The organism is Nonomuraea sp. NPDC050394, from assembly GCF_044459065.1.
In the GTDB taxonomy this organism is placed as follows: Bacteria; Actinomycetota; Actinomycetes; order Streptosporangiales; family Streptosporangiaceae; genus Nonomuraea.
The window spans coordinates 44,837-71,319 of sequence record NZ_JBITIO010000015.1 but is presented as its reverse complement, the minus strand read 5'-3'; the positions used below and the strand labels follow the sequence as shown (position 1 = coordinate 71,319).

The following is a 26,483-nucleotide window of genomic DNA, read 5'->3' as shown; positions in this document are numbered from 1 at the left end:
GGGGTGAGTTGCGGTCCGCGGTGGAAGGATGGGATCCGTGGAACGACTGCGCGAGCATCTGCTGGAGACCGGCTACACCATCGACGGAGTCCGCGATCGACTGGGCGCGGTGGCGGCCGGTGCGCTCGCGCGTGAGGAACTGGTCCCCGCCCTGCGGACCACGGCCGGACGCGACCCGCTGGCCACCCTGATCCGCCTGTTCTGGCTGGGCGTCCCCGTCCCCGCCAAGAGCGTCGCCCCCGAGGTCCTGGCCTCGGGCCTGGTCACGACCGCCGGCGACGAGGTACGGGCCACCGTCCACCTGCAGCCGTGGGAGACCGACGGCTACCTCGTCTCCGACCGCAAGGTACGCCCCGGCGACCCGGCGCTGAGTCCCGACCACGTGGTGGGCGCGGGCGGCGCCTCGGCCAACCTCGCCCAGCTCGTCACCCGCCGCCCGGTGGAGCGCGCGCTCGACCTGGGCACCGGCTGCGGCGTACAGGTGCTCCACCTGGCCGGGCGCGCCGAGCGGATCACCGCCACCGACGTCAATCCGCGTGCCGTCGAACTGGCCGGCCTGAGCTGGGCGCTGTCCGGCATCACCGGCGTGGACGCCAGGACGGGCTCGATGTACGAGCCCGTCCGGGACGAGCTGTTCGACCTGATCGTCTCCAACCCGCCGTTCGTGATCTCACCCGCCGGCAAGCTCACCTACCGCGAGGTGGGCGGCGACGACTTCTGCCGTGCCCTGGTACGGCAGGCCCCCCGCCACCTCAACCCCGACGGCCAGGCCCACTTCCTCGCCAACTGGCTCCACGTCGAGGGCGAGGACTGGCGCGACCGCGTGGGCGGCTGGCTGGGCGAGACCGGCTGCGACGGCTGGGTGGTGCAGCGCGACGTCCAGGACCCGGCCGAGTACGTGGAGCTGTGGCTCAAGGACGCGGCGGAACAGGGCACCCCCGGCTACGCCCGGCACTACGACCAGTGGCTGTCGTGGTTCGACGAGCGCAAGGTCGAGGGGATCGGCTTCGGCTGGATCACCGTGCGCAACTCCGGCACCCTGGACCCGGTGGTCAGGGTCGAGCAACTGACCCACCAGGTGGAGATCCCGGTAGGCGAGTACGTGGACGGCGTCCTCGACGCGATCGCCGCCGCCCACCGCGCCACCGGCCTGGAGGAGGCGCGCCTGCGTACGGTGGAGGGCCTGCTGGACGAACGCGTCGGCCGGCCGGGCGCCGAGGACCCCATGAAGATCGTGCTCCGCCAGACGAGAGGCCTGCGCAGGACACGGGACGTCGGCACGGTGGAGGCGGCCCTGGCGGGGGTCTGCGACGGCGACCTGGCCCTGGGCCCGCTGCTCAACGTGATCGCGGAACTGGTGGGAGACGGCGAACAACTCGACGCCGACGCCCTGCGCCCGCTCATCGCGGAAGGCTTCTTCCACGTGTGAGCCGTCAAGGGAAAAGGGCATTGATTCTGCGTTGATTGGACGTTGACAGGGCCGGGAGAAGCTGGGCGCACAGACACGGACCTGGGGGGTTCGAGGTTCGTGTCTGGTCCGGCCGGTCGTCAAGTGAGGCGGCTAGCCGCCACGTGGAGCATCCGGATAACCGGGCCCCCTAGCGAAGCGTGGCGGTAGATGACCGGCCGGGCTGTAACCTTCCGCTCCCACCAAGGGGCAGCCTTGATCAACCACGTATGGATGACGCGACTCGACGACGAGCTGTACTCAGGTCTCGACGACCTGAGCGTTGTCGAGGAGGGCCTTGATGTCCCCGGCTTCGGGGGCGCCGAGCCTGGAGAAGATGTCGAAGGCCTGACGTAGGCAGTCGGTGCTGCGGGTCGTGCTCCCCAGGCCCATCAGCGCCTTGCCCAGCACCTCAAGCGAGAGGGCCTCGCCGTAGGGGTGGCCGATCTCCCTGCTGACCACGAGGGCCTGTTCGGCGTGGCGGACGGCGTCGGAGTAGCGCTCGGCGGTGATGAACGTCTCGGCCAGGCGCGAGCAGACCCGCTGCTCCCACACCCGCTGCTTGCTCGCCCGGAAGAAGGAGAGGCATTCGGCGTGGTGGTGGACGGCCTCGGCGATGCGCCCGACCCGCGACAGGACGATGCCGAGGTGGTAGCGGGCGCGGGCGGTGCCGGCGCCGCTGCCGATCTCGGTGAAGATGGCCAGGCCCTTCTCCGCCGCGGCGATGGCGTCCTCGGGGCGGCCGAGGCCGAGGTGCTCGCGGGCGGAGTAGGACAGGACCAGCGCCTCGCCGGCGGGCACGCCGTTCTCGCGGTAGAACTCCATGGCGGCGTCGAACCAGTTGAGCGCCTCGGTATGGCGGCGCTGGCGGCCGACGACGACGGCCAGGGCGTTGCGCACCTCGCCGGTGACGACCTTCTCCTCGCGGTCGACCGACAGCTCGTGGACGATCCTGAACTGCTCTTCCGCCTGCTGCAGCTGGTTGCCGGCGAACAGCACGCGGCCCAGCACGTACCGGGCGCGCAGCTCGCTGCCGGCGTCGCCGATGCGCTGCGCGGTGGCCAGCACGGCCCGGGTGGCCAGGTCGAACTCGCGGGTGTGGGTGCCCGACTCCAGCAGCGGCTCCATCGCCAGCAGCATGTCGGCCGCGGGCAGCAACTGCTCGCCGGTGCGCGAGGCCGAGGCGGCCTGGTTGATCGCGGCGAACAGCGCGTCGCCCTCGGCGATCAGCCACGCCACCGCGTCGTCGGCCGAGGTGAAGACACGCCCGCTGCCGACCACGACCAGGTTGTCGGAGATCATGCTGCCCTCGTAGGCCAGCCGGTGCGCCGACTGGCAGGAGGCCAGATAGAACCCGAGCAGCCGGCGCAACGCCATCGTGCGCGCCTGCGGCCGCTCCGACTTCTCCAAGGTACGGCGGGCGAACAGCTTGAGCAGATCGTGGAAGCGGTAGCGGCCCGGCGCCGGCGCCTCCAGCAGGCTGGCGTCGACCAGCGACTCCAGCAGGTCCTCGGTCTCGAACGTGCTCATCGACAGCACCGCCGCGGCCGCCCCGGCCGAGATGTCGGGCCCGTTGGGCAGCGACAGCAGCCGGAAGGCCCGCGACTGGCCGGCGTCGAGCTGGCCGTAGCCGAGCGCGAAGGTGGCCTCGACGGCCAGGTTGCCCACCCGCAGCTCATCCAGCCGGCGCTGCTCGTCGGCCAGCCGCGGCACCAGCGAGGCGACCGTCCAGGAGGGGCGGGCGGCCAGCCGCGCGGCCACGATCCGCACCGCCAGCGGCAGGAACCCGCACGCGGCGACCACGTCCATGGCCGCGCCGTGCTCGGCGGCCACCCGTTCTGGCCCGGCCACCGTGGCGAACAGCGACAGTGCCTCGTCCGGCTCCATCACGTCCAGGTCGATCAGGCGGGCGGAGGGCAGGTCGGCCAGCTTGACCCGGCTGGTGACGATCGCCGCGCACCCGGGCGTGCCCGGCAGCAGCGGGCTGACCTGCTTGGCGTCGCGGGCGTTGTCGAGCAGCACCAGGATGCGCCGCTCGGCCAGCAGCGACCGGTACAGCGCCGAACGCTCCGACAGCCCTTCCGGGATCACGTCCGGCGGGATGCCCAGCGCGCGCAGGAACGCGCCGAGCGCCGACTCAGGCGCGGTCGCCTCGTCGGTGTAGCCGCGCAGGTCGGCATAGAGCTGTCCGTCGGGGAACTGGTCGTCGGACAGATGCGCCACGTGCACGGCCAGCGCGGTCTTGCCCACACCGCCGATGCCGCAGATCGCCGCGACCGGGACGCCCTCGTGGGTGCCGCTGTGCGCCGAGGACAGCAGCGTGCGCAGCCGTCCGGCGATCTCCTTGCGGCCGGTGAAGTCGTTGACGGCGGCGGGCAGCTGCGCCGGGCGCGGCAGCTCGTGCGCCGGCTCCTCCACCTCGTCGGTGTCGTCGGTGAGGTCGACCACGATCGAGACGGCCAGCGCAGGGTCGGCGGCCAGGATGCGCTGGTGCAGGACGGTGAGCTCGCGGCTGGGCTCCACGCCCAGCTCCTCGATCAGCGCCTCGCGGGTGTCGGTGAACACCGCCAGCGCGTCACCCTGCCGGCCGCACCGGTACAGGGCCAGCATCAGCTGGGCGCGCAGCCGCTCGCGCAGCGGGTGGTCGGCGGTCAGCGCGACCAGTTCCGAGACGATCGCCGGGTGGTTGCCGAGTTCGAGGTCGACGTCCATGAGCGTCTCGACCACGCTGAGCCGGCGCTCGATCAGCCGGTCGCGCTGATGGTCGGCGTACGGGCCGACGGCGCCGGCCAGCGGCTCGCCCTCGAACAACGCCAGCGCCCCGCGCATGCCGTCGGCCGCCTCCGCGGGCTTTCCCGCCCGGCGGGCGGCCTCGGCCTCGGCGATGCCGCGTTCGAACCTGGTCAGGTCGAGGGCGCCGTCCGGCAGGCGCAGCGCGTACCCCCGGCCGACGGAGGTCAGCAGCTCGGGACGGGTGCGCGCGGGACGATGGGGCTCCAGCACGGTGCGCAGCCGGGAGACGTACGTGCGCAGCGCGCCCAGCGCGCGGGGCGGCGCTTCCTCACCCCACACCGCGTCGATCATCTCCGTCGGCGTGACCGCCCGGCCTTCCCGCAGCAGAAGCATGCCCAGAATGGAGCGCTGCAACGGGGTACCCAAATCGACTTCCTGGCCGCCGCGCCATGCGCGAACGGGACCGAGCACAGCGAAGCGCAGTTCGCTTTCGATGGCGTGACCAGCCATGCCGTGTGTCTCCCAGGCAATGGAACGATTTGTTACCAAATGATAGATCCATACTTGCCTAACACATAGGCATGAGCCAATTCGTTAACCGAAGCGTTGATTCGCCGTTGATCGGGTGTTGAGCCTGGCCGGTGATGCTGATAGAGCAGCGGGCATGGCCCCGATACGGGGGCGGCCGTGCCTGTCCCCATAGATATGAGGGGCCCCGCCCTGATATGTCGGGCGGGGCCTTAGCGGACGGTTGCTATGCGGCGGCCTCGACAAGCCCGAGTCTGCCGGACAGGCGTTCTCGGACCGCGGGCCATTCTGAGCTCAAGATCGAGTAGAACGCGGTATCTCGGACCGTGTCGTCGGCGCCTCGGCTTTCCGCTCGCCGCACCCCGTCGAAGTGTGCGCCGAGGGCCTCGATGGCGGCCAGGGACCGTTCGTTTCTTACATCTGCTTTGAGCGTGATGCGGTGGACGTTCCAGGTCTCGAAGGCGAGTGAGAGCATCAGGAACTTGCTCTCCCGGTTCACACCTGTGCCCTGGGCCGAAGCGGCCAGCCAGGTGTAACCGATGTCCGCCACGGACGGGACGTCGCCCACCGTCGCGCGAGCACCCGGAGGCCAGGGCATGGGGCCCTGCCAATACTCCAGGTTCATCAGACGGGTGGCACCGACCACACGGTCGGTGTGCAGCCACCGGATGGCGAAGGGCATCGTGCGGCCCTCCGCCTGCTCAGCCATGGCGGCCTCCACATAGGAGGCAACCTCGTCCCGGCCATGCGGGACGCGAGTGAAGGCATACGTGGAGCGGTCTTCACTCGCCGCGGCGGCGAGGTCTTCGACCGCCGCGAGGCTGAGAGGTTCCAGGCGCACGAGGCGCCCGGACAAGGTGACAAGAGCGGGCATGAGCACATGATGAGGGCTGCTGTGCCCACCTGTAACCACGTGACGCGTGTCAACATTCGCGGATTGCGGAAAACAGGGTGTTTTCGCAGGTCAACCTGGGGAATCAGCCCAAAGATTCGCCCAACTGTGACACCAGCGAGCGGTGCCGTTCACGTGGCCGCCGCACCGACAGTTCTTTGAGGCCCATGAGCAGGTGGTCGAGGCTGCCGGAGATCCACGGCAGGCACAGCGGGTCGGCCGAGGTGAGGGCGGTCAGCCGTTCCTCGGTGCTCTCCCCGTAGAGAAGGCTCGTGGCCACCCGTACGCGCGCCGCCGAGGGGTCGTCCCCGAAGGCGTGGCCGGGCAGGACGCCGATCCCGTGCTCGTCGAGCAGGATCCGCGTGACCTCGGCGGAGCCGCCCAGCCGCAGATGGCCGAGGTCCGGGTAGATGTAGAAGCCGCCCTGCGGCTTGGCCACCGCGCAGCCGGCCTCGACGAACCGGTCGTAGACCGCCCGCGAGACCTTGGCGTGCAGCCGGCGGCTCTGGTTGACGCGTTCCACCAGCTCCGGCGGTTCGGTGAAGGCGTAGGCCGCGGCGTCCTGGACCGGCGCGGCGGGCGCCGACCAGATCTCGCTGGCCACCGCGAGCAACTGCGTGCGCAACCGGGTCGCGCCGTCCGGCAGCCGTGCCACGCCGATACGCCAGCCGCCCAGCGCCAGGCTCTTGCTCAGCCCCGTCGTGATGACCGTCCGCTCGGGCGCGAGGTCGGCCGGAGAGGTGTACGGCAGCGCCGTGTCGTGCAGCAGATCCCGGTAGATCTCGTCGGAGATGATGACCAGGTCGAGCTCGCGGGCGACCTCCACCAGCCGGTGGATGGTCCGCGGCGACGCGAGCCGCCCGGTGGGGTTGTCCGGCAGCGTCACCAGCAGCGACCGTACGGTCCTGCCCTGGGTGCGCGCGTGCAGCACCGCTGAGACGAGCTTGTCGGGATCGGGCGCCCCACCCTCGCCGGGGGGCGCCGGGACCATGATGGGCCTGGCGCCGACCAGGTCGGCCTGGGCCGCGTAGCTGACCCAGCTCGGCGCGGTCATCACGATGTCGCCGCCCAGCGCCAGGATCATGCCGTACAGGAGGGACTTGCTGCCCGGCCCGCACACCACGTAGTCGGGGTCGGTCGCCAGCCCCCGCCGGTTCCAGTAGCCCGCCGCCGCCTCGCGCAGCTCGGCCGCCCCCGCGACCGGCCCGTAGCCGTTGCGCTCGGATGCGGCGACCAGCTTGTCGCGCAGCGCCGGGTGGACGGGCAGCCCCGCCTCGCCGAAGGCGAGGTTGAGCACGCGTTCCCCGGCGCGCCGTCTTCGCTCGATGTCCTCGTTGGCCGCCAGCGTGGCGGAGAGGGTAACCGTCATGTTTGTCACGTTCCCAGCGTGGTTGGATAGAGGCATAAGTACAAGCGAGGCTTCATGTGGGTAGGCATAAGGAAGTCCGATGCTCGATCTGCGCCGTCTGACCTTGATCTGCGAGTTCGCCCGCCGGGGCAGCATCGCCGCGACCGCCGCAGCGCTCGGTTACAGCCCGTCCGCGGTCTCCCAGCAACTCGTCGCGCTTGAGCGGGAGACCGGCACCGCGCTGCTCGACCGGACCGCGCGCAGCGCCGAGCTGACCGACGCGGGACGCCGTCTGGTGGCCCACGCCGAGCGCATCCTGGCCATGGTCGAGGAGGCCGAGTCCGACCTTTCCGCCCAGGCGGGCAGTCCCACCGGGCGCGTGGTCCTGACCGCCTTCCCGACGGCCGCGGTCGCCTTCGCGCCCGCGCTCGCCCGTACGCTGCGCCGCCACACCGAGCTGTCGCTCCGGCTCGGGCAGAGCCGTTCCGGCCGCGGCATGCGCGAGGTGCAGGCGGGCGAGGTCGACATCGCGCTCATCGACGACTGGTACGGCAGAGCCCGCGACAGCGACAGCACCCGGGTCTTCCCCCTCCTGCACGACCCCCTGGTGCTCGTGGTGCCGCGCAAGCACCGGCTGGCCGACCCCGACATCCCCCTCGACCTGGCCGAGCTGCGCGACGAGCCGTGGATGGCGACCCCGGACGGCGAGCCGTCCCGCCTGGCCGTGGACCGCCTGTTCGTCGACGTGGGCGGCACCAAGCCCACGCCGTGGGAGTTCGAGGGCCTGGGGACGATCCTGTCGCTGGTGGCGAAGGGCATCGGGATCGCCGCGGTCCCGTCCCTGGCGCTGGCGGCGGGCGTGCGCGGCATCGCGGTGCGCACCTTCCCCGGCGACCCGGTGGGCAGGGAGGTGCACGCGGTGGCCCGTACCTCCAGCGTCCACCGGCCGTCGGTGTCGGTGACCCTGCGGGCCATCCACGTGGCCGCCCGCTACATCGCGGCCGATCTGGAGCAGTTGCGGCTGGCCGAGCGATAGCCTCTGCCGCATGGCGCCCACCTACGACATCGAGCGGCAGCTGCTCGCCCTGCCCAGCACCCGCCTGGTCGCGGGCGTCGACGAGGTCGGCAGGGGCGCCTGGGCGGGGCCCGTCACGGTCTGCGCCGTCGTGAGCGACCTGTCAGAGCCGCCGGCGGGGCTGACCGACTCCAAGCAGCTCACCCAGCGCCGCCGCGAGGGCCTCATCGGCGACCTGGAGTCCTGGGCCGCCGGCATCGGCTTCGGCGAGGCGTCCCATGCGGAGATCGACACGCTGGGCATGACCGAGGCGCTGTCGCGGGCGGCCAGGCGGGCGCTGGAGGCCCTGCCGGTGCGCCCGGACGCGGTCATTCTCGACGGCGCCCACGACTACATCGGCCCGCCCTGGCCGGTCCGCCTGGAGGTCAAGGCGGACGCGGTGAGCGTCTCGGTGGCGGCCGCCTCGGTGCTGGCCAAGGTTCGCCGCGACGCGTACATGGGCACGATCGGCTGCGACGCGTACGGCTTCGCCGACAACGCCGGCTACCCCTCGCCCATCCATCTGACCGCGCTGGCCGAGCACGGGCCCACGCCCCACCACCGCCTGTCCTGGTCCTACCTCGACGACCTGCCGAAGTGGCGCCACCTGAAGCGCCACCGCGACCCGCTCGCCGGCGAGGGCCAGGAGTCCCTGTTCGGCTAGATCGGGTAGTTGGCGCGGAAGACGCCGTTGGGGTCGCGCCGCCGCTTGATCTCCCGCAGCCGCTCGTGGGCGGCCGCGCCGAACGCCTGCGCCGCCTTCTCCCCGGGCTTCAGGAAGGTGTACGGCTTGCGCCCCTCCCCGCCCAGCGCGGCGGCCAGCGCGATCTCCTTGCCTTCCACGTCACCGGTGCCCGGGATGCCGAACATGTACAGCAGGTACGGATCGGCCACCGCTCCCGCGGCGCTGTCCGACGGCCGGGCCAGCGCCCCGCCCAGGTGCCGGATCTGCACGCTGAGCAGCGGGTCGATGGGCTCGCTCAGCAGCGCCGCCGCGTGCTCCAGGCTCGGCAGCAGCTCGGCGTGGGACTGGCCGGGGCCCGGGTCGGTCGGCTCCTGCTCGATGGAGCCGAGCTCGTGCACGGGCAGGACGGCGTGGCTGTCGGAGATCAGGCCGGCGATCTTGCCGAACGGCGCGAGCAGCGCCTTGGCCTCCCGCTCCGGGCCGAGGTAGGTGGAGTCGAGCGCCACGAACGGCGGGGCGCCGGGGAACCGCAGCAGGTCCAGCCACAGGGTCAGCTCGTCCGGCGCCACGGCGGTCACCCGCTGGAACGCCTCCAGCACCTCGGGGGCCCGCTCGGCCGGCCAGAGCAGCCGCCCGCCGTACAGCTGGGGGGCGGGGTGCAGGTCGATCTCCAGGGCGGTCACCACCGCGAAGTCGCCGCCACCGCCGCGCAGCGCCCAGAACAGGTCGGGGTCGGACTCGGCGCTCACCCGGCGCGGCGCGCCCTCGGCGTCGACGATCTCGAAGGCGCGCACGCCGTCGGCGGCCCAGCCCCACTTGCGGCTGAACCAGCTCAGCCCGCCGCCGAGGGTGTAGGCGGTCACGTTGACGGCGGGGGTGCTTCCTGCGAGGCCGGTCAGCCCATGGGGGCTAGCCGCTTCGAGGAGCTTGCCCCACTTGACGCCGGCGCCGACCCTGGCCACGCGGCCGTCCAGGGTGACCTCGTCCAGGCGGGAGGTACGCAGGAGGATCGTGCCCTCGGTGTCGCCGCTGGCGCCGTGGCCGCTCGGCTGGGTGGTGACGGTCAGGCCGTTCCCGGCGGCGTGGCGGACCAGCGCGGCCACGTCGGCGGCGTGCGCCGCGTGGGCGACGGCCAGGACGGGCTGCTCGATCGCCAGGTTCCAGGGCTTGGTGGCCTGCTCGAAGGCGGCGTCGCCGGGGCGCAGGATCGGGCCGTCGAAGTTGTCGATGTTCATGGTCTTACGCTCCAGCGGGGTTGCGGATGGTGACGTTGATGCGGTTCCAGGCGTTGATGTTCGCGATGGCCATGACGAGGGCGGCCAGCTGCTCTTCCGTGTAGTGGCCGGCGGCGGCGTCCCAGACGTCGTCGGGCACGCCGGCCGGGTTGTCGCTCAGGCGGGTGGCGGCCTCGGCGAGGGCCAGGGCGGCGCGCTCCTCGTCGGTGTAGTACGGCGCCTCGCGCCACGCGGCCACGGACCAGAGGCGCTCGTCGCTCTCGCCGGCCCGCTTGGCGTCGCGGGCGTGCATGTCGACGCAGTAGCCGCAGCCGTTGATCTGGCTGACCCGCAGGCGGAGCAGCTCCAGGGTGCTCTGGGGGACGTCGCAGCGGCGCAGGTGGGCCTCGACGGCCAGCAGGCCCTGGTACCCGGCGGTGGCGATCTTGATGCGGGCGCTCATGCGTGTGATTCTCGCTTTCCTGGACGTTTGATATCTAGAATATGGCCACGGGAGAAGCCCGCTCAGGCGCGCAGGCTCTCGAAGCGGGCGCGCGTGCCCTCGCGGGTGCGCGGGTGCTTGCGCTGGACGGTGTCGGCGATGTCGGCGACCGTCTTGCCGGCCAGCGACTTGCGCCAGGCGAGGTCGGCCTGCCGCATGGCCACCGCGACCTCGCAGTGCGCGCGGTAGTCCACGTCGTCGCGGCCGCCGGGCCCCTTGCGCAGGATGCCCGCGCAGCGGAACGCGTCCTCGCGGCCCTCGATCGCGGTCACGATGTCGAGCAGCGTGATCTGGTCGGGCCGCCTGGCCAGCTTGAAGCCGCCACGCGGGCCCGAGATGGAGGTCAGGATGCCCGCCTTCACCAAGGACTGAAGCTGTTTGTTGAGGTAGGCGGCGGGCAGCTCGTAGAAGGCGGCGAGCTTCTTGGCCGTGATCGCCTCTTCGGGGTCGAGCCACGTCATGTTGACGCAGCTGTGCAGCGCCCACTCGACGCCCTCGTTCATCCGCATATTCTGGATACTAGACCTCCAGAATAGCGAGCGCAACCCGGTTAGCATCTGAGGGTGCGTATCGGGATCTTTCTGATCGCGGCCCAGTTCCCCGGGCAGGACGCCGGTCAGGCGCTGGCCCAGGCCGTGGAGTGGATCGAGGCCGCCGAGGAGGCCGGGTTCGACGACGTGTGGATCGCCGAACACCACTTCATGTCGTACGGCGTGTGCCCGTCGGCCACCACGCTCGCCGCGCTGGCCCTGGGACGGACCCGGCGCATCGGCGTCGGCACGGCGGTCAGCGTGCTGTCGGCCTGGCACCCGGTGGCGCTGGCCGAGCAGGCGGCGATGCTGCACCACCTGTCCGGTGGCCGGTTCACGCTCGGGGTCGGGCGCGGTGGGCCGTGGCTGGAGCTGGAGGTGCTCGGCACCGGCGTGGAGCGCTACGAGCGCGGGTTCGCCGAGTCGCTCGACCTGCTGTGCGCGGCGATGTCGGGGGAGCGGGTCGCGGCCGACGGGGAGTTCTTCCGCTTTCGCGAGGTGGAGATGGTCCCGGCCGTCCGGATGCGGCCGGTGGTGGCCTGCACGTCGCGGGCGACGCTGGCGCTGGCGGCCGAGCGGGGGCTGCCGATGCTGCTGGGCATGCACGTCGGCGACGAGGAGAAGGCGGGCCTGCTGCGCGAGCACGCGGCGCTGTCGGGCGGGGCCGGCGGGCATGTGGCCGCCGCCGTGGGGTTCGTGGGGGACTCGACCGAACAGGCGGTCAGGGAGCTCAAGGAGGCCATGCCGCGCTGGATGGAGCCGGGTCTGGCGGGATATGTGCCGGTGGACGGCCGGCCCCGCCCGCCCCGCGATATCCCGAAATATGTGGACTTCTTGAGTCAGACACACCCGGTCGGCGACGCCGATCTCTGCGTCGAGCGGATCCGGCGCACCGCCGAGGTCACCGGCCTGCGCCACCTCATCCTCATGGTCGAGGGCGGTGGGCCTGGCCGGACTCTGGACAACATCCGCCGCCTCGGGCGGGAGGTGCTGCCGAGGGCCCGGCGGCCGACACCGCCGGGCCCCGCGCTGCCGGCTAGCAGTCCACCAGCTCCGGCTTCTGGTTGAGGATCTGCGCCCTGGGGGTGACGAACTCGGCGAGCGCCTTCTCGGCCGACGGGTCGAAGACGGCGACCCGGTGGCAGTTCTGGAAGGCGAGCCGTACCCCGAAGTGGCGCTCCAGCGCGCCGCGCATCGAGTCGCTGGCGAGGCAGCGCAGGAGCTGTCCCCGCGCCTCCTCCGACGGCGGCGGTACCTGGTTGTCGGCGAACTCGGCGCCGCTCTGACCACGCTGCTGGACCAGCTCGCTGATCACCGACCAGGCGTAGGGCAGGGAGTCGCGTACGCAGGCGACGAAGGCCGCGTCGTCGACCTCCCCGGCACGGGCCCGATCGAGCAGATCGTTCGGAACGGTCAGCGACATGCTGTCTCCTCACTATGGAAGAAAGGGATCTATCTGACGCTAGGTGAGAGCCCCGGAGGGCTCCAGATGGCGGGAGGGGGACAGTCGTCTACTGGGCCAGCGCGGCGGGGCCGTACACGAAGCCGGGGTCGATCTGCGTGGCGAGGTCGAGGCCGGTGCGCTCGTTGCCCCACGCGCGGGCGTTGCGCAGGTGGAACTCGGCCGTCTGACGGCCGAACCGCGCCCAGTCCTTGGGCTGCGCGTCGAGCTGCTTCAGCAGTACGGCCAGCGCGTCGAGGTTGCCGGTCTCCAGATCGGCCAGCGCGAACGGCCGCCCCTGCTCCAGAGCGCGTACGGCGGGCGAGTGCTCCATCCAGGTCAGCAGGTCGTCGCCCACGTGCTCGCGCAGGAACTCGACGTCGCCGGGGTCCTGCACCTTGTTGCCGACGACCGCGATCGGCACCTCGAAGTCGGCGGCGTAGTCGCGGTACTGCCGGTAGACGCTGACGCCCTGCCGGGTCGGCTCGGCGACGAGCACGGTCAGGTCGAAGCGGGTGAACAGCCCGGAGGCGAAGGAGTCGGCGCCGGCGGTCATGTCGACCACGACGTACTCGCCGGCCTCGTCCACCAGGTGGTTGAGCAGGAGCTCGACCGCGCCGACCTTGGAGTGGTAGCAGGCGACGCCGAGGTCCTCCTCGCCGAACGGGCCGGTCGCCATGAGCCGCGGGCCCTCGGGCGTGGGGACCGAGTAGGGCAGGTCCTCGAACGTCAGCAGCCGTGAGCCGCGCCCCGGCGGGGTGGTCTTGACCATGGCCGCGGCCGAGGGGATGCGCGGGTTGTCGCCGCGCAGCAGGTCCTTGATCTCGGTGAGGCGGGCGCCGAGCGGCTCCGGCGGGTCGTCGAGGCCGAGCACGAGCGCGAGGTGCTGGTTGATGTCCGCGTCGACGGCGACGACCGGGCTGCCCTGGCCGGCCACGTATCTGGCGAACAGCGCGGACATGGTGGTCTTGCCGCTGCCGCCCTTCCCCACGAATGCCACGCGCACGCCGGAGCCTCCCATTGGATTTGAAAACCGTTTTCGTTCTCGGGTGCGCTCATCATGCCACACTGCGGCCATGAGAGAAGAAGCTTTGGCGCGAGTCGCGGAACTGAACCGATCGGGCAAGCTGGAGGAGGCACGCGCGTCGCTGCTGGAGTTGTCGGCCGCGTATCCGGATGACCCGGACGTGGCGCGGGAGACGGCCTACGCGCACGACCGGCTCGGCCTGGAGAGCGAGGCGGTGCCGTACTACGAGAAGGCGCTTGAGCTGCGGGCGGATGACCGGATCGGGGTGTTCACCGGGTTCGGCAGCACGCTGCGGGTGCTCGGCCGCTATGACGAGGCGCTGGAGACGCTGGAGCGCGGGCTGGCCGAGTTCCCGGGCGATCCGGCGTTGCGCGCCTTCCGCGCGATGGCGTTGCACAACAAGGGAGCCCACCGCGAGGCGGTGAGCTCCCTGCTGAAGCTGGTGTCCGAGGGCGAGCAGGCCGGTGGCTACGGCCGCGCGCTCGCCTACTACGCCGACAACCTCGATCTGGTCGTGGACTAACCGCAGGTCTCGTCGAGGGCGATCGGGCGGTCGGCGCTCGGCTCCTGCGTGGGTGTGGGCGCCGGCCGCTCGCCGGGGGCGGTGGCGGTCTTGTTCGCCGGGCGCTCGGCCAGCGCCTGCCCGACCTTCCGCCTGATCAGCTGCCAGTCGGGGTAGGCGGTGCTGATCAGCGGCGGCACGAAGCTGAGGCTGCGGATCCTGGTGTCCTTGACCTTCTGCGCCAGGTCGACCAGGGCGGGCAGCAGGCTCTGCGGGATGTCCGTGGAGATGGCCCGCTTGGTGGCGGTGGCCAGGCTCTCGAAGCTGTTGAGCACGGTCATCGGGTCGGCCTGCTTGGCGACCGCGTTGAGCAGGCACTTCTGGCGGCCCATGCGGACGTAGTCGTCGCTGTCGGTGCGCGAGCGGCCGTACCAGAGCGCTTCCTCGCCGGAGAGCTTGCGGGTGCCGGCGGGCAGCAGGCCCTCGCGGTACTTGCCGTAGACGATGGGCTCCTTGATGGTGACCCTGACTCCGCCCATCGCATCGACGATCTGGGCGAAGCCATACATGTCGACCATCGCGTAGTAGGTGACCGGGATGCCGAGGATGCCGCTGAGCGTCTGCTTGAGCAGGGCCGGGCCACGCTGGCCCTTGTGTACGCCGGGGGTCATCTCGGGGTAGTCCTCCGCGTACTGGAAGACCTCGTTGAGCAGGCCCGGCGTGTACGGCGGCTCGCCGGTGAAGCCGTATGGGAAGCGCTGGCGGGCCGGGCCGGCGGGCAGCGGCACGTTCTCCAGGTTGCGCGGCAGGCCGAGCAGGGTGGTGGCGCCGGTGGCCACGTCCACGCTGGCCACGGTCATGCTGTCGGTACGCACGCCCGGCCGGTTGGCGGCGGCGTCGGCGCCGATGAGCAGGATGTTGACCCGGTCGGCTCCGCTCCAGGGGTCGGCGGCGACGACGGGGGCGGTGTTCGTGTTGTTGAACAGGCTGGTGACCACGTCGCGCGAGACATAGGCCAGGCGGGCGGCGTAGGCGGTCGGGGCGACGACCAGGACGCACAGGACGACGGCCAGGATCGTGGTGGCCTTGCGGGCGGCGGTGTCGGAGGCGGCCGGCCGTACCAGGGCATAGGACCAGATGATCACCGTGGACCAGGCGACGGCGATCGCGATCAGCGTGATCGTCAGGGTGGTCAGCCAGCTCGGCTGGACCGCCAGCGACAGCAGATGGCCGCCCAGCACGGTGACCACGGTCAGCACGGAGGCGAGCAGCAGCGCGTAGACGGCCATCAGCGCCAGGCCGGTACGCCGCCGGCCGGTGGCCAGGTGGGCCACGCCCCACAGCAGGGCCGAGCCAAAGGTCAGCGCGATGCTGGCGCCGAGGCTGAATTCGCGATCTCTGGCTGCCATCCCCTGCCAACCCCCGTTTCGAGCAGTCTGTCTCAGATTAGTAACGGTTTAGGGATGATTGGGACAAAATCCGGGTTGTGGCGCGTCAATTCACGGCAACGGAAACTTGCGATATAACGTGAGCGTGAGACGTGGAAAATATGGATTCGACGCGCCGTTGCCCTTCGCGGGACTGGTCGTGGGAGCCGTTGTGCTGCTGGCTCTCACGATCGTCTCCTTCGCCTACGACGTTGTCCCCGCCGGCCTGGCCTTCCTCCTCGGAGGTCTATATACCCTGGCCAGCGCGTTCAGCTACGCGTACACCACGCGCCGGGGAAAGTTCGAGATCTGGGCGGGGGAACTCGACGACCTCGACGGCGGCGAACGCGTGCTCGACCTCGGCTGCGGGCGCGGCGCGGTGCTCATGGCCGCCGCACGGCGGCTGTCCAAGGGGTACGCGACCGGCCTCGACCTGTGGCGCGCCAAGGACCAGTCGGGCAACCACGCCGCCGCCACCCTGGCCAACGCCGAGGCGGAAGGCGTCACCGACCGGATCGAACTGGTCACCGGCGACATGCGGGCGCTGCCGTTCGTCAGCGACAGCTTCGACGCGGTCGTCTCCAGCCTCGCGATCCACAACATCGGCACGGCCGGAGGACGCGCCGAGGCCGTGCGCGAGGCCTACCGCGTGCTCGCGCCGGGCGGCCGGCTGCTGATCGCCGACTTCCAGCGCACCGAGGAATACGAGGCGGTCCTGCGCGGCCTCGGCGCCTCCGACGTGCGCCGGCGCGACCTCGGCTGGCGGTTCTGGTACGGCGGGCCGTGGTTCGCCACCCGGATGGTGGAGGCCTACAAAAGGTGATCCGGGGTACCGGGTTGCCTCATGAGCGGTGTTGAGACCGGCACCATCACCACCAAGGTGCCCGCCAGGCTCGACCGGCTGCCCTGGTCACGCTGGCACTGGATGATCGTCATCGGCCTGGGAACCGTGTGGATCCTGGACGGCCTCGAAGTCACCATCGTGGGCAACCTCTCCGCCCAGCTGGCCAAGCCCGGCAGCGGCCTGGACATCTCGCAGGCCCAGGTGGCCGGCCTCGCCGCCGCCCTCTACGTGGCCGGGGCGTGCTCGGGAGCGCTGTTCTTCGGCTGGCTGACCGACCGGTTCGGCCGCAAGAAGCTCTTCATCATCACGCTGCTGGTGTACCTGGTCGCCACGCTGATGACCGCGTTCTCCTTCAGCGTGTGGTGGTTCTTCCTGTTCCGGTTCTTCACCGGCTTCGGCATCGGCGGCGAGTACGCCGCGATCAACTCCGCCATCGACGAACTCATCCCCAGCCGGCACCGCGGCCGCGTCGACATCCTCATCAACGGCAGCTACTGGCTCGGCGCCGCGGGAGGCGCGCTGCTGACCGTCCCGCTTCTCAACGACCTGCCGGTCAACATCGGGTGGCGGGTGGCGTTCGGGCTCGGCGTGGTGCTGGGCCTGGCCATTCTGCTCGTACGCAGGAACGTGCCCGAGAGCCCGCGCTGGCTGTTCATCCACGGGCGGGAGGAGGAGGCCGAGCGGATCGTCGGCGACATCGAACGGCAGGTGGGACGCGACCTGCCCGAACCCGCCGAGTCGATCACGATCCACCAGCGCAGGTCGATCGGGTTCATCCGGATCGCGCACACCATGGTGGCCCTCTACCCCAAGCGGACCGTGCTCGGGCTGTCGTTGTTCATCGGGCAGGCGTTCCTCTACAACGCCATCACCTTCGGGTACGCGCAGATCCTGTCCACGTTCTTCCAGATCGACACGTACACCGGGTACTACTTCGCGGTGATCGCGGTCGGGAACTTCCTGGGGCCGTTGCTGCTCGGGCCGCTGTTCGACACGGTGGGGCGGGTGCCGATGATCTCGGCCACGTACATCGGGTCGGGGGTGCTGCTGCTGGGGACCGCCTGGATGTTCAACGAGGGCATGCTGACGGCGGTGACCCTTACCGCGTGCTGGTCGGTGGTGCTCTTCGTGGCATCGGCCGGGGCCAGCTCGGCGTACCTGACGGTCAGCGAGATCTTCCCCATGGAGACCCGGGCGATGGCGATCGCCTTCTTCTTCGCGATCGGCACGGCGGCGGGAGGCATCGCGGGGCCGTTGCTGTTCGCGGCGCTGGTGGAGAGCGGGGTGCCGGGCGACACGGCCCTGGCCTTCGCCATCGGTGCGATCCTGATGATCCTCGCCGGCATCGTCGAGCTGATCTTCGGCGTCAAGGCGGAGCGCCAGAGCCTGGAACGCATAGCCACCCCCTTGTCCGCCACCACCCCCACCTAACCTCCCCACCTCTCACCTTCCTCCTCATGCCTTGCGCTCAGACCCTGCTACCTCGCTCCGCGCCCCATGCTGTGCTCTTGCGGGCCCGTGGGGTGGGTGGGCCGGGGTCAGAGGAGGCGGGGGAGGGCGGGGCGCATGACGCGGAGGGCGGCGCCGGCGTCGGCGAGGTAGAGGTGGGGCACGTCGACGAACACGCGCATCGGGCCCTGGTCCAGGCCGAGATTCCGCGCCATCTCGGCCTGGACGTCCGCGAGCGGCAGGTAGTTCAGGTAGCTGGTGAAGGCGTTCTGGGAGCGGAAGGTGGCGGTCATCAGCAGGCGGTCGTCCCTTGACCGGAAGGCCAGCCCGGTCAGGCAGGGGACCGAGTCGTACGGCTCGCCGGGCGTGGTCAGGGAGATCCAGCCGCTCTTGCTGTACGGCCTGGCCCGCAGCAACTCCGCCGCCCAGGTCAGCTGCCCCTTGATGCGGGCGCCGTAGCTGTACTTGAAGGGCGCCACGATCGTGTCCTCGGTGAATTTTCTGGTGTAGAGGGCCAGCTTTGCGGCGTCGCCGTACCGCTCGACGATGGGGTCGTCGGGGCGGGGGCGGGCGATCTCGACCAGCACGGGCGGGCCTTCGATGACGGGGCCGCGGTCGTCTTCGGCCGGGACACCGGATATCCAGACATGGCGGATCAGGCCGATCCACGCCTCCCCACATGACGCCCATTGCACTGGGCTGTCCATTTACGTCTCCATATTCGGGAACTTGTAGGGGTTGTGGGGAAGCCGGCGTCGTCTTGTCACGTTGCAACGCACGTAGTAGATCGAGTAGTGCACCAGGGCGACGAGCAGGATGCTGGTCAGCAGCAGGAGCAGGTTCGGGTACGTCCTGGACAGCCCGGTCACCCCTACGGTCAGGTACGCCGAGTTGACCAGGGCCATCATCATCACGTTGATGCCCGGCCAGGTCAGCGGCGCGTAGGTCTCCGGGAAGCGCGGGTCGACGGGCAGGTTGGGTGTCCAGTCGAGCTCGTCCTTCAGCTGCGCCGTGTACAGCAGGCGGAAGTTGTTGATGGCTCTGGCCGTCCTGCCGTGCGCGTTGACCGCTTCGATGAGCCGCAGAAACGGCAGCACCCCCAGCAGGCCGAAGGCGGCCACCAGCGCGAAGAGGTACGGGGGAACGGTCTGCCAGGTCGTCAGATCATGGGGATTGACGACCTTGGCACTGGTCAGCGCGATCGTGGCGAGGAACGGCACCGACAACAGGCTCATCGCGAGCCTGGTCATCTTGAGCCGTTCTTCCTTCGCTGCCAGGTGGACCTGGTAGATGCCGCTGAAGTCCACGGCGGCGAGTTGGAGGAAATGGGTCGCTTCGAGCGGCCCCGGTGAGGGGGATGACTTCCGCATCGGCGTGCTCCTGGATGGCCCGGTGAATCCAGTATGAGCACAGTTTCTGGAGTTTGACTGGCTTTCCTGCCAATCATTCCAACAAATCTCAACTCATGGATGTCAGTGCAGGTCGGTTGATGGTTCTGATGATTGTGTCGATGTATGAGGTGGGCAGAGAGTGGAGGATTCCGGCGATCTCGGGGTTGCCGATCTCGGGGAGTGCGGCGAGGGCTTCGTCGGCCAGTCCGCGGCAGTATTCGATGGTCGTCTCGATCATCTTGGTCTGGCGGAGCCTGGTGAGGATGTCGGCTACTTGCTCATCCGAAATTCCCCTTTGTAGTGATATATCACCGTTTGTGAGGAAATTCGCTTTTGAGAGGATTAGCGGGAGACTGTAGACGCCCTGTTTGAGGTCGTTGCCCGCGGGTTTGCCGAGTTGCTCGCTGGTGGCGGTCAGGTCGAGGAGGTCGTCGAGGATCTGGAAGATCAGGCCGAACCGCTCGCCGTACGCGGCCATTCTCGCCCGGTCCTCCGGGGAGGCCTGGGCGCAGACGGCGGCCACCAGGCAACTGGCGCGGAAGAGCGCCGCGGTCTTGCCGGTGATCGAGCGCAGGGCGCTAGCCTCGGTGCGGCGCGGGTTGAACAGGTCCGTCGTCTCCAGGTACTGGCCTTCGGCCAGCTCCACCACCGTGGCCGCCAGCACTTCGGCGACCGGGCGGGAGACCGAGGTGATCGCGGCCAGGCCCGCTCTGGCCAGCATGAAGTCCCCGATGACCAGGGCCTTGCCGTCGCCCAGGTCGGCGTTGAGCGTCGCCGCGCCCCGGCGTTGCGTCGCGCGGTCCATCAGGTCGTCGTGAACCAGCGAGCCCGCGTGGATCAGTTCCACGCAGGCCGCCGCGGTGATGACCCTTCTGTCCGGGGTCTTGCCCAAGGCCATCGCCGTGGCGAGCGTCAGCGCGGGTCTCAGGCGTTTGCCGCCGGAGTTGATCACACGGGAGGCGCCGGCGTTGATCCCCGGCAGCGCCGAAGAACCGCTCAGGCGCGCTACGCGCGTTTCCACCTTGCGGAGGCCGTTGACGATCGCCGGGTTTCGCAGCAACTGATCCATACCTCCAGACTGCGTCGCTGTGGCTGTGCCGTACCTGAGAGACGCTGAGTTTTTTCTCAGGAGACCCACCAGCCTCACGGGAGGGCGAGGCGGGTGTTGGGGAGGGCGATCAGGGCCACCAGGGCGCCGGCCACTCCCAGGACGGGGATGATCAGGGCGGCGGCGGAGGCGTGGGCGGCGGGCAGGCCGTGGAGCGGGGCCTGCTCGGTCAGGACGGAGGTGTAGGTGGTCCCGGCCAGGGCCAGGGCGAAGGAGCCGCCGATTTGGCGGAAGAAGTTCAGGTTGGCGGAGGCGGTGCCGAGGTACCGGGGTGCGACGGAGGCTTGGGCGGCGACCGTCAGGCCGGACAACATGGGGCCCATGCCGAGCCCGATCAGCGACATCCAGACGATGAGCAGCCAGTTCGGAGTGTGGACGGTCAGGTTCAGGCAGAGGAGCGTGCCGGCGATCATCAGGGCGGGCGCGGCGACCAGCCAGGGCTTGTAGACGCCGGTCCTGGCCATGAGGGCGCCCATGATCCAGCTGCCCGCCAGCATGCCGAGCATCAGCGGGTAGATGCGCAGGCCGGAGGTGGTCGCGTCCTCGCCGAGCGCCTCCTGGAAGTAGCGGGGCAGGAACACGACACCGGTGTACATGACGAACGCGGTGAAGAACGAGGTCACGTTGACCAGCGTGTAGCTGCGGCCGGCGAACAGGTGCATGGGCATCACCGGCGAGGCCGCCCGCCGTTCCACGAGGACGAAAACGGCGAGCAGCGCCAGCGCGAGCCCGATCGGCCCCAGCACCGGGAGGCTGGTCCAGGTGTTGCCGTCGATGCCCTTTTCGGTCAGGCCGATCAACAGCGCGCCGATCGCCAGGCTGAAGATCGCTATGCCCAGGTAGTCGGGGCGTTCGCGGCCGGTGCCGGGCTGGTGGGGCAGGTTGCGCGCGACGACGGCGAGCAGCACCAGGCCGATCGGCACGTTGACGTAGAAGGCCCACCGCCAGGTCGCGTGGTCGGTGAACAGCCCGCCGAGGAACGGCCCGGCCAGGTAGCTCAGCGCCATGACGCCGCCGATGGCGCCCTGCACCCGGCTGCCGCCCTGGGTGGGCGGGAACAGGCTGAGCGCCAGGGCGAGCGACAACGGGACCAGCGCGCCGGCGCCAAGGCCCTGGATCGCGCGGAACGCGATGAGCTGGGTCATGTCCTGCGCGAGGCCGCACAGGGCCGAGCCCAGGACGAAGATGACCATGCCTGTCAGCAACAGCGGTTTTCTGCCGTATTGGTCGGACAACCTGCCGTACAGGGGCATCGTCACCGTCGAGGTGAGCAAGTAGGCGGTCACGACCCACGTGTAGAGGTCGGATCCGCCCAGTTCCGCGGTGATGCGGGGCAGGGCGGTGCCCACGATCGTCTGGTCCAGCATCGCGAGGAACATCCCGCCGAGCGCGGCGGCCACAAGAAGGGTGGTGCTTTGAGGCTTTATGTCAGTCTGCACCTGTGAAGGTTCATATGTAAGTCTTTACATGTCAAGTCTTGGGTATGCTCCGGAGCATGTCCCTGCGGATCGCGTTGCTCGGCCTCCTGGCCGCCAAGGGCCCGGCGAGCGGTTACGACCTGGCCAAACTGTTCGAAGGCTCGCTCAACCATGTCTGGCAGGCCGGACACACCCAGATCTACCCGGAGCTGGTGAGGATGGCCGGTGACGGACTCCTGGCGGTCGAGGCCGAGGGCGCCAGAGGGCGCAAGATCTACACGATCGCGGACGAGGGGACGCGGCAGCTGCACGAATGGCTGGCCGATCGCGAGCCGGCCGTGACAGTGCGCAGCGAGACCGCTTTGCAGGCGTTTCTCCTGCCGATTCTCGACACGGACGAGGCCATCGCGGCAGTCGAGCGAGTCAAGGCGCGTGCGCGGAAACGCCTGGACGAACTGAAATGCCTGCCGCCCGTCGCGGAAAACCCCAAGTTCGGCAAGTACGCGCTGCGCCTCGGCCTGGCCCAGACCCGCGCGACGATCGAATGGGCCGACGAAACACTCCACGCGCTGCGCACCTCATAGGCCATGATCTACCGATGATCGGTCATATCGGAGTCAACGTTCCCGACCTCGAAAGCGCGCGGACCTACTATGACGCGCTGATGCCGTTACTGGGCTTCGAGAAGCACCTGGATATGGCCGATCAGTTCGCTTTCCGACCGGCGGGGGGCAAACCGGGCACGTACCTCTTCTTCTATCCGGCGCTCACGGAGAGCCCCTACAGCAGGCACCAGACCGGGCTGCAACATCTGGCCTTCATGGTCAAGAGCCGGTCGGCGGTGCGGGCGGCGCATGACTGGGCCATCGGGATGGAATGCCAGATTCTCCAGAAGCCACGAAATTTCCCTGAATATCCGCCGCCCTACTACGCGACGTTCTGGCTGGATCCGGCGGGGATCATGCTGGAGGCGGTGTGCCACCATGATCGGCCTTGACTCTCACACCATGTGAGATGGGACGGTATGCCCCATGACGGAACTTGCTGAACGAGTCGACCAGGTCATCCGCGACGGTCGCGCGCCCGGCTTGCATGGACTTGTGGTGGTCCGTGGTGGTGAGACGGTCCTTGAGCGCTATGGCCAGGGCGAAGACTTCAAGTGGAACGATTCGATCGGCACCGTGGCCTTCGACCGCGACACCCTGCACGACATCAGGTCGGTGACGAAGAGCATCACGGCTCTGGTGTACGGCATCGCCCTGGGCAAGGGCCTCGTGCCCGATCCGGACGAGCCCCTGATGGCCGCCTTCCCCGAGTACCCCGACCTGGCCGAATCCAAGCGGAACCTCACCGTGGCGCACGCACTGACCATGACGCTGGGCCTCGAATGGGATGAAAGCGTCCCCTACACCAGCCCGGCCAACAGTGAGATCGCCATGGAGATGGCGCCGGACCGCTACCGCTACGTCCTGGAACGCCCGGTCGTCGAGGAGCCCGGCACCCGCTGGGACTACTGCGGCGGCGCCTCCGCGCTGATCGGCCGGCTGATCGTCAAGGGCGCCGGCACCAGCCTGGACGCCTTCGCCCGCGACACGCTGTTCGACCCGCTCGGGATCTCGTTCGAGTGGATGGCGGGTGCGGACGGCACGGCCTCGGCCGCCTCCGGTCTACGCCTGGCGCCCCGCGATCTGGCGGCTGCCGGGCAGCTTGTGCTGGAGGGCGGGCGGGGCATCGTGCCCGGGGAGTGGATCACGCGTTCGCTCACGCGGCACGTCGCGCGGGAGGACGGGTCGGGGTACGGGTACCAGTGGTACCTGGGCGACGGCTGGTTCGGCGGGTTCGGGAACGGGGGGCAGCGGCTCTTCGTCGTGCCGGGCGAGGAACTGGTCGTGGCGATCGCGGCCGGCGAGTACAACGACTTCGGGCAGCCGAGCGTCGCCGCCGTCATGGACGCCGTTCTCAGCGGGTGACCGCGCTCGTGAACGCGGCCACGGCGGCGCGGATCGCGGGGTGCCGGCCGTACCCCTTGCGGAAGGCGACGAGCGTGCGGCGCGACAGCGGCAGCGGGGTCAGGCGCACGCCCGGCGGCGGCGCCTGCGCGGCCAGGCCGGGCACCAGCGCGACGCCCTGACCCGCGGCGGCGAAGGCGAGGACGGTGTCGAAGTCGTCCACGTGGTGCCGCACGTGCGGCTCGAATCCGGCCGCCTGGCAGGCCCGGATCGCCATCGTGTGGCAGAGCGTGCCCGGTTTGCTCATGATCCACGGGTCGTCGCGGGCGTCCCGGATCGAGGGCCGGTCGGTGAGGTACATCTGCTCCTCGAACAACGGCTCGGCGCAGATCCCCAGATCCACGACAGGCGGCACGAAGTCGTATTCGTGCACCAGCGCCACGTCCAGCTCGCCCGCCCGCAGCGCGGCCGACACGTCCGCCGGGTCGATCTCCGACACCATCGGCTCCAGCGCCGGGTGGCCCGCCGCGAGCTCGGCGAGCGCGCGCGGCAGCAGCACCCTGGCCGCCGACGGGAACGCGCCGATCCGCAGCGGCCCGCCCGGCCCGCCGCTGAGCGCGGCGAGCGCCGCCGTCGCCCGCTCCAGCTCTTCCAGTACGGCATGCGCGTGCGTCACCAGCACATGGGCCGCCGGGGTCAGGCTGACCGTGCGGCCGGTGCGTTCGAGCAGGGGCAGCCCGGCCTCCCGTTCCAGGGCGCTGAGCTGCTGGGACACGGCCGACGGCGTGAAGTTGGCGGCTTCGGCGACGGCGGCGATGGTGCCGCGCTGGGCGAGTTCGCGCAGGAGGTGGAGCTTGCGGGGATCGAGCATAAGACCAGCTTAAGCTCGACGGTAGGAATCGGCGCTGGACCTAATCAATGCTCGTGCCGCACGCTCGGAGCATGCTGAGAGGAATCTACGTACCGCTGATCACGCCCTTCACCACGGGCGACCAGGTCGATCTGGAGGCGTTCGAGAAGCTCGCGCACCACGTGCTCGACCAGGGCGCGAGCGGGCTCGTGGCGCTCGGCACGACCGGCGAGGTGGCGATGTTGAGCGCCGAGGAGCGCGCCGCGGTGATCGGGAACTGCGTGCGGGTGTCCGGTGAGCGGGTTGTTCCGCTGATCGTGGGCGTTTCCGGCAACGACACCCGCTCGACGATCGCCGCCCTGCGCGCGTTGCCGTCCGGGGTGACGGCGGCGCTGGTGCCGGTGCCGTACTTCCTGCGCCCGTCGGAGCGCGGGGTGATCGCGCACTTCGAGGCGCTGGCCGAGGCGTCGCCGGTGCCGCTGGTGATCTATCACATTCCCTACCGGACGGGTCAGCCGGTCTGCGCCGCCACGCTGCGGCAACTGGGCGCGCACCCGATGATCGCCGGGGTCAAGTACGCGGTGGGCGGCATCGACCAGGACGCCGTCGACCTGCTGGCCGATCTGCCGACCGGGTTCGAGGTGCTGGGCGGGGACGACGCGTTCATCTCGCCGCTGCTCGCGCTGGGGGCCTCCGGCGGCATCCTGGCCTCCGCGCACCTGGCCACGGACCGGTTCGTCGCGTTGGTGGAGGCTTGGGAGTCGGGCGACGCCGTTCTCGGGCGTTCGCTCGGACACCGGCTGGCGCGCCTGTCCGCGGCGCTCTTCGCCGAGCCCAACCCCACGGTGATCAAGGGGGTGCTGCACGAGCGCGGGCTGATCCCCACCGCGGAGGTACGGCTGCCGCTCCTGCCCGCCAGCGCCCAGTCGGTCACCCAGGCCATCGCCGCCCTGTCCACCATGGGCTGACCCGTCACAAGGAGACGTGGTGGCGGTACAGCCACGACAGGGACTCCTGGCTGGCCGTCTTCTTCAGGAACAACGGCATCATCAGGTCGCGGAACACCCGCCCCACCGGCCCGGCGGCCTTGCTGTTGCTGATGGTCCGCGAGTACGACACCACCCGCTCGGCCCGCACGCGGCGGTCGGCCTCGAACGCGGCGAAGGCGGCGCTGTGGTCAGGGGCGTCACGCAGGCAGCGGGCCAGCACGACCGCGTCCTCGATGGCCTGCGAGGCGCCCTGGCCGGCGCTGGGCGAGGTGGCGTGCGCGGCGTCGCCGGTCAGGACGACTCTGCCCTTGTGCCAGGTGGGGACGGGCGGCAGGTCGTACACCGGGGAGCCGTCCCCGATCGGGCTGTCGCGCAGGAGGTCGGCGGTGCGGTTGCCGTCGTGGCGGAAGGCCTCGACGAGCAGCGGCCGCCAGTCGCCTGGCACGTCGCCCTCCTCGCGCGGCAGGTTCGCGAACCACCAGATCTCACCCGAGGCCGCCACCGTGTAGCCGAAGAACGCCTTCTTGCCGAAGATCATGTGGTACGTGCCCGGTTCGCCGGTCAGGCCGGGGAAGGTGGTGATCCCGCCGAAGCTGTACAGGCCGGAGTAGCGGGGCGCCGGGGCGTTCGGGTCGATGAGGGTGCGGGTGCTGGAGTGCACGCCTTCCGCCGAGATCAGGATGTCGCCGGTCGCCTGCGTACCGTCGGCGAAGTGGGCCACGACCTGGTCGCCGGTGTCGTCCAGGGAGACGAGGCGCTTGCCGTACCGGATCTTGATGCCGCGCGCGGTGGCCTGGTCGCGCACGATGCGGTAGAGGTCGGAGCGCAGGATCGTGTGGCTGACGGTGCCGTCGTCGAGGGCCAGGCCGTTGGCGACCTCGCCGAGGCGTTTGCCTGAGCCGCTGGTCATGACCATGCGCGGGGTCGGAATCCCGGCGGCCATGACCTCGCGGTGCGTGTCGAGGACGCGCAGGGCGGCCAGGCCGTTGGAGGCGACGTTCAGGAACGAGCCGACGCCTTCCGCCGTCGCGCCGTAGGCCTCGAAGATCTCGGCCTCGATGCCCGCCTTGCGCAGTGCCATCGCGGTCGCCGGTCCGCCGATCCCGCACCCTGTGATGAGAGCCTTCATCGTGATAACCTTTCGTTCGGTCGAAC

Annotated in this window: 26 protein-coding genes; 11 read left to right on the top strand and 15 right to left on the bottom strand. The window is 70.2% G+C overall.

What is annotated here, in order from left to right; all coding sequences use genetic code 11:
• The first annotated feature begins 28 nt into the window (after positions 1-28).
• Positions 29-1,429: a methyltransferase gene (locus ACIBKY_RS42260; protein ID WP_397106132.1), complete on the top strand. Its 1,401-nt coding sequence runs from the start codon at positions 29-31 to the stop codon at positions 1,427-1,429.
• 279 nt (positions 1,430-1,708) lie between these two features.
• Here the strand turns inward: ACIBKY_RS42260 and ACIBKY_RS42255 are convergent, their stop codons facing one another.
• The 3 genes from ACIBKY_RS42255 to ACIBKY_RS42245 form a co-directional block, all read right to left on the bottom strand.
• Positions 1,709-4,690: an AfsR/SARP family transcriptional regulator gene (locus tag ACIBKY_RS42255; RefSeq protein ID WP_397106130.1), complete on the bottom strand. Its 2,982-nt coding sequence runs from the start codon at positions 4,688-4,690 to the stop codon at positions 1,709-1,711.
• 244 nt (positions 4,691-4,934) lie between these two features.
• On the bottom strand, positions 4,935-5,582 hold the full coding sequence (locus ACIBKY_RS42250; protein WP_379613191.1) for a GNAT family N-acetyltransferase: 648 nt from the start codon (positions 5,580-5,582) through the stop codon (positions 4,935-4,937).
• Between the two features lie 103 nt (positions 5,583-5,685).
• A complete protein-coding gene (locus tag ACIBKY_RS42245) occupies positions 5,686-6,969 on the bottom strand; it encodes a pyridoxal phosphate-dependent aminotransferase (RefSeq protein WP_397106128.1) in 1,284 nt (427 codons plus the stop codon).
• 79 nt (positions 6,970-7,048) lie between these two features.
• Here ACIBKY_RS42245 and ACIBKY_RS42240 point away from each other — a divergent pair, with 79 nt between their 5' ends.
• Both ACIBKY_RS42240 and ACIBKY_RS42235 read left to right on the top strand, forming a co-directional pair.
• On the top strand, positions 7,049-7,984 hold the full coding sequence (locus ACIBKY_RS42240) for a LysR family transcriptional regulator (protein WP_397106126.1): 936 nt from the start codon (positions 7,049-7,051) through the stop codon (positions 7,982-7,984).
• Between the two features lie 10 nt (positions 7,985-7,994).
• Complete coding sequence (locus ACIBKY_RS42235; RefSeq protein WP_397106124.1) at positions 7,995-8,666, top strand: ribonuclease HII; 672 nt, start codon at positions 7,995-7,997, stop codon at positions 8,664-8,666.
• Here the strand turns inward: ACIBKY_RS42235 and ACIBKY_RS42230 are convergent.
• From ACIBKY_RS42230 to ACIBKY_RS42220, 3 genes are all read right to left on the bottom strand, one after another.
• Positions 8,663-9,922, bottom strand: coding sequence for an FAD-binding oxidoreductase (locus tag ACIBKY_RS42230; RefSeq protein ID WP_397106122.1), 1,260 nt, complete (start codon positions 9,920-9,922; stop codon positions 8,663-8,665). The two genes, ACIBKY_RS42235 and ACIBKY_RS42230, sit on opposite strands and share 4 nt — an antisense overlap.
• 4 nt (positions 9,923-9,926) lie before the next feature.
• Entirely contained in the window at positions 9,927-10,364 is a 438-nt protein-coding gene (locus ACIBKY_RS42225; RefSeq protein WP_397106120.1) for a carboxymuconolactone decarboxylase family protein, read from the bottom strand.
• Positions 10,365-10,426: 62 nt separating this feature from the next.
• Complete coding sequence (locus ACIBKY_RS42220; RefSeq protein ID WP_397106118.1) at positions 10,427-10,912, bottom strand: RrF2 family transcriptional regulator; 486 nt, start codon at positions 10,910-10,912, stop codon at positions 10,427-10,429.
• A gap of 54 nt (positions 10,913-10,966) precedes the next feature.
• Here ACIBKY_RS42220 and ACIBKY_RS42215 point away from each other — a divergent pair, with 54 nt between their 5' ends.
• Positions 10,967-12,001, top strand: a complete 1,035-nt coding sequence (locus ACIBKY_RS42215; protein ID WP_397106116.1) for an LLM class flavin-dependent oxidoreductase — start codon at positions 10,967-10,969, stop codon at positions 11,999-12,001.
• Here ACIBKY_RS42215 and ACIBKY_RS42210 read toward each other — a convergent pair.
• Together ACIBKY_RS42210 and ACIBKY_RS42205 are read right to left on the bottom strand one after the other, a co-directional pair.
• Positions 11,970-12,356, bottom strand: coding sequence for an SCO5389 family protein (locus tag ACIBKY_RS42210; RefSeq protein ID WP_379613198.1), 387 nt, complete (start codon positions 12,354-12,356; stop codon positions 11,970-11,972). The two genes, ACIBKY_RS42215 and ACIBKY_RS42210, sit on opposite strands and share 32 nt — an antisense overlap.
• An 88-nt stretch (positions 12,357-12,444) precedes the next feature.
• Entirely contained in the window at positions 12,445-13,380 is a 936-nt protein-coding gene (locus ACIBKY_RS42205) for an ATP-binding protein (protein ID WP_397106114.1), read from the bottom strand.
• Positions 13,381-13,450: 70 nt separating this feature from the next.
• Here ACIBKY_RS42205 and ACIBKY_RS42200 point away from each other — a divergent pair, with 70 nt between their 5' ends.
• Positions 13,451-13,924 carry a tetratricopeptide repeat protein gene (locus tag ACIBKY_RS42200; protein ID WP_397106112.1) on the top strand — a complete coding sequence of 158 codons (474 nt, stop codon included), beginning with the start codon at positions 13,451-13,453 and terminating at the stop codon, positions 13,922-13,924.
• Here the strand turns inward: ACIBKY_RS42200 and ACIBKY_RS42195 are convergent.
• Entirely contained in the window at positions 13,921-15,312 is a 1,392-nt protein-coding gene (locus ACIBKY_RS42195; RefSeq protein ID WP_397106111.1) for an LCP family protein, read from the bottom strand. The two genes, ACIBKY_RS42200 and ACIBKY_RS42195, sit on opposite strands and share 4 nt — an antisense overlap.
• Before the next feature lie 124 nt (positions 15,313-15,436).
• On the opposite strand from ACIBKY_RS42195, the gene ACIBKY_RS42190 reads away from it, so the two are divergent.
• Complete coding sequence (locus ACIBKY_RS42190) at positions 15,437-16,153, top strand: class I SAM-dependent methyltransferase (RefSeq protein WP_397106109.1); 717 nt, start codon at positions 15,437-15,439, stop codon at positions 16,151-16,153.
• A gap of 21 nt (positions 16,154-16,174) precedes the next feature.
• A complete protein-coding gene (locus tag ACIBKY_RS42185; protein WP_397106107.1) occupies positions 16,175-17,605 on the top strand; it encodes an MFS transporter in 1,431 nt (476 codons plus the stop codon).
• A gap of 107 nt (positions 17,606-17,712) precedes the next feature.
• Here ACIBKY_RS42185 and ACIBKY_RS42180 read toward each other — a convergent pair whose 3' ends face one another.
• From ACIBKY_RS42180 to ACIBKY_RS42165, 4 genes are all read right to left on the bottom strand, one after another.
• On the bottom strand, positions 17,713-18,330 hold the full coding sequence (locus tag ACIBKY_RS42180) for a hypothetical protein (protein WP_397106105.1): 618 nt from the start codon (positions 18,328-18,330) through the stop codon (positions 17,713-17,715).
• Positions 18,331-18,993: a hypothetical protein gene (locus ACIBKY_RS42175; protein WP_379613204.1), complete on the bottom strand. Its 663-nt coding sequence runs from the start codon at positions 18,991-18,993 to the stop codon at positions 18,331-18,333.
• An 88-nt stretch (positions 18,994-19,081) separates the two neighbouring features.
• Complete coding sequence (locus ACIBKY_RS42170; protein ID WP_397106103.1) at positions 19,082-20,083, bottom strand: polyprenyl synthetase family protein; 1,002 nt, start codon at positions 20,081-20,083, stop codon at positions 19,082-19,084.
• 74 nt (positions 20,084-20,157) lie between these two features.
• Complete coding sequence (locus tag ACIBKY_RS42165) at positions 20,158-21,561, bottom strand: MDR family MFS transporter (RefSeq protein WP_397106101.1); 1,404 nt, start codon at positions 21,559-21,561, stop codon at positions 20,158-20,160.
• A gap of 56 nt (positions 21,562-21,617) precedes the next feature.
• Here ACIBKY_RS42165 and ACIBKY_RS42160 point away from each other — a divergent pair, with 56 nt between their 5' ends.
• Genes ACIBKY_RS42160 through ACIBKY_RS42150 form a run of 3 tightly spaced genes read left to right on the top strand, consistent with a single transcriptional unit; the run spans position 21,618 to position 23,510 of the window.
• Positions 21,618-22,124: a PadR family transcriptional regulator gene (locus tag ACIBKY_RS42160; RefSeq protein WP_397106099.1), complete on the top strand. Its 507-nt coding sequence runs from the start codon at positions 21,618-21,620 to the stop codon at positions 22,122-22,124.
• Between the two features lie 14 nt (positions 22,125-22,138).
• A complete protein-coding gene (locus tag ACIBKY_RS42155; RefSeq protein WP_397106097.1) occupies positions 22,139-22,537 on the top strand; it encodes a VOC family protein in 399 nt (132 codons plus the stop codon).
• A gap of 34 nt (positions 22,538-22,571) precedes the next feature.
• On the top strand, positions 22,572-23,510 hold the full coding sequence (locus ACIBKY_RS42150) for a serine hydrolase domain-containing protein (RefSeq protein WP_397106095.1): 939 nt from the start codon (positions 22,572-22,574) through the stop codon (positions 23,508-23,510).
• Here ACIBKY_RS42150 and ACIBKY_RS42145 read toward each other — a convergent pair.
• Positions 23,500-24,360, bottom strand: a complete 861-nt coding sequence (locus tag ACIBKY_RS42145; protein ID WP_397106093.1) for a LysR family transcriptional regulator — start codon at positions 24,358-24,360, stop codon at positions 23,500-23,502. The two genes, ACIBKY_RS42150 and ACIBKY_RS42145, sit on opposite strands and share 11 nt — an antisense overlap.
• A gap of 71 nt (positions 24,361-24,431) precedes the next feature.
• On the opposite strand from ACIBKY_RS42145, the gene dapA reads away from it, so the two are divergent.
• A complete protein-coding gene (dapA, locus tag ACIBKY_RS42140; protein WP_397106092.1) occupies positions 24,432-25,307 on the top strand; it encodes a 4-hydroxy-tetrahydrodipicolinate synthase in 876 nt (291 codons plus the stop codon).
• A 4-nt stretch (positions 25,308-25,311) separates the two neighbouring features.
• Here the strand turns inward: dapA and ACIBKY_RS42135 are convergent, their stop codons facing one another.
• On the bottom strand, positions 25,312-26,457 hold the full coding sequence (locus ACIBKY_RS42135) for an FAD-dependent monooxygenase (RefSeq protein WP_397106090.1): 1,146 nt from the start codon (positions 26,455-26,457) through the stop codon (positions 25,312-25,314).
• Positions 26,458-26,483: the final 26 nt, after the last annotated feature.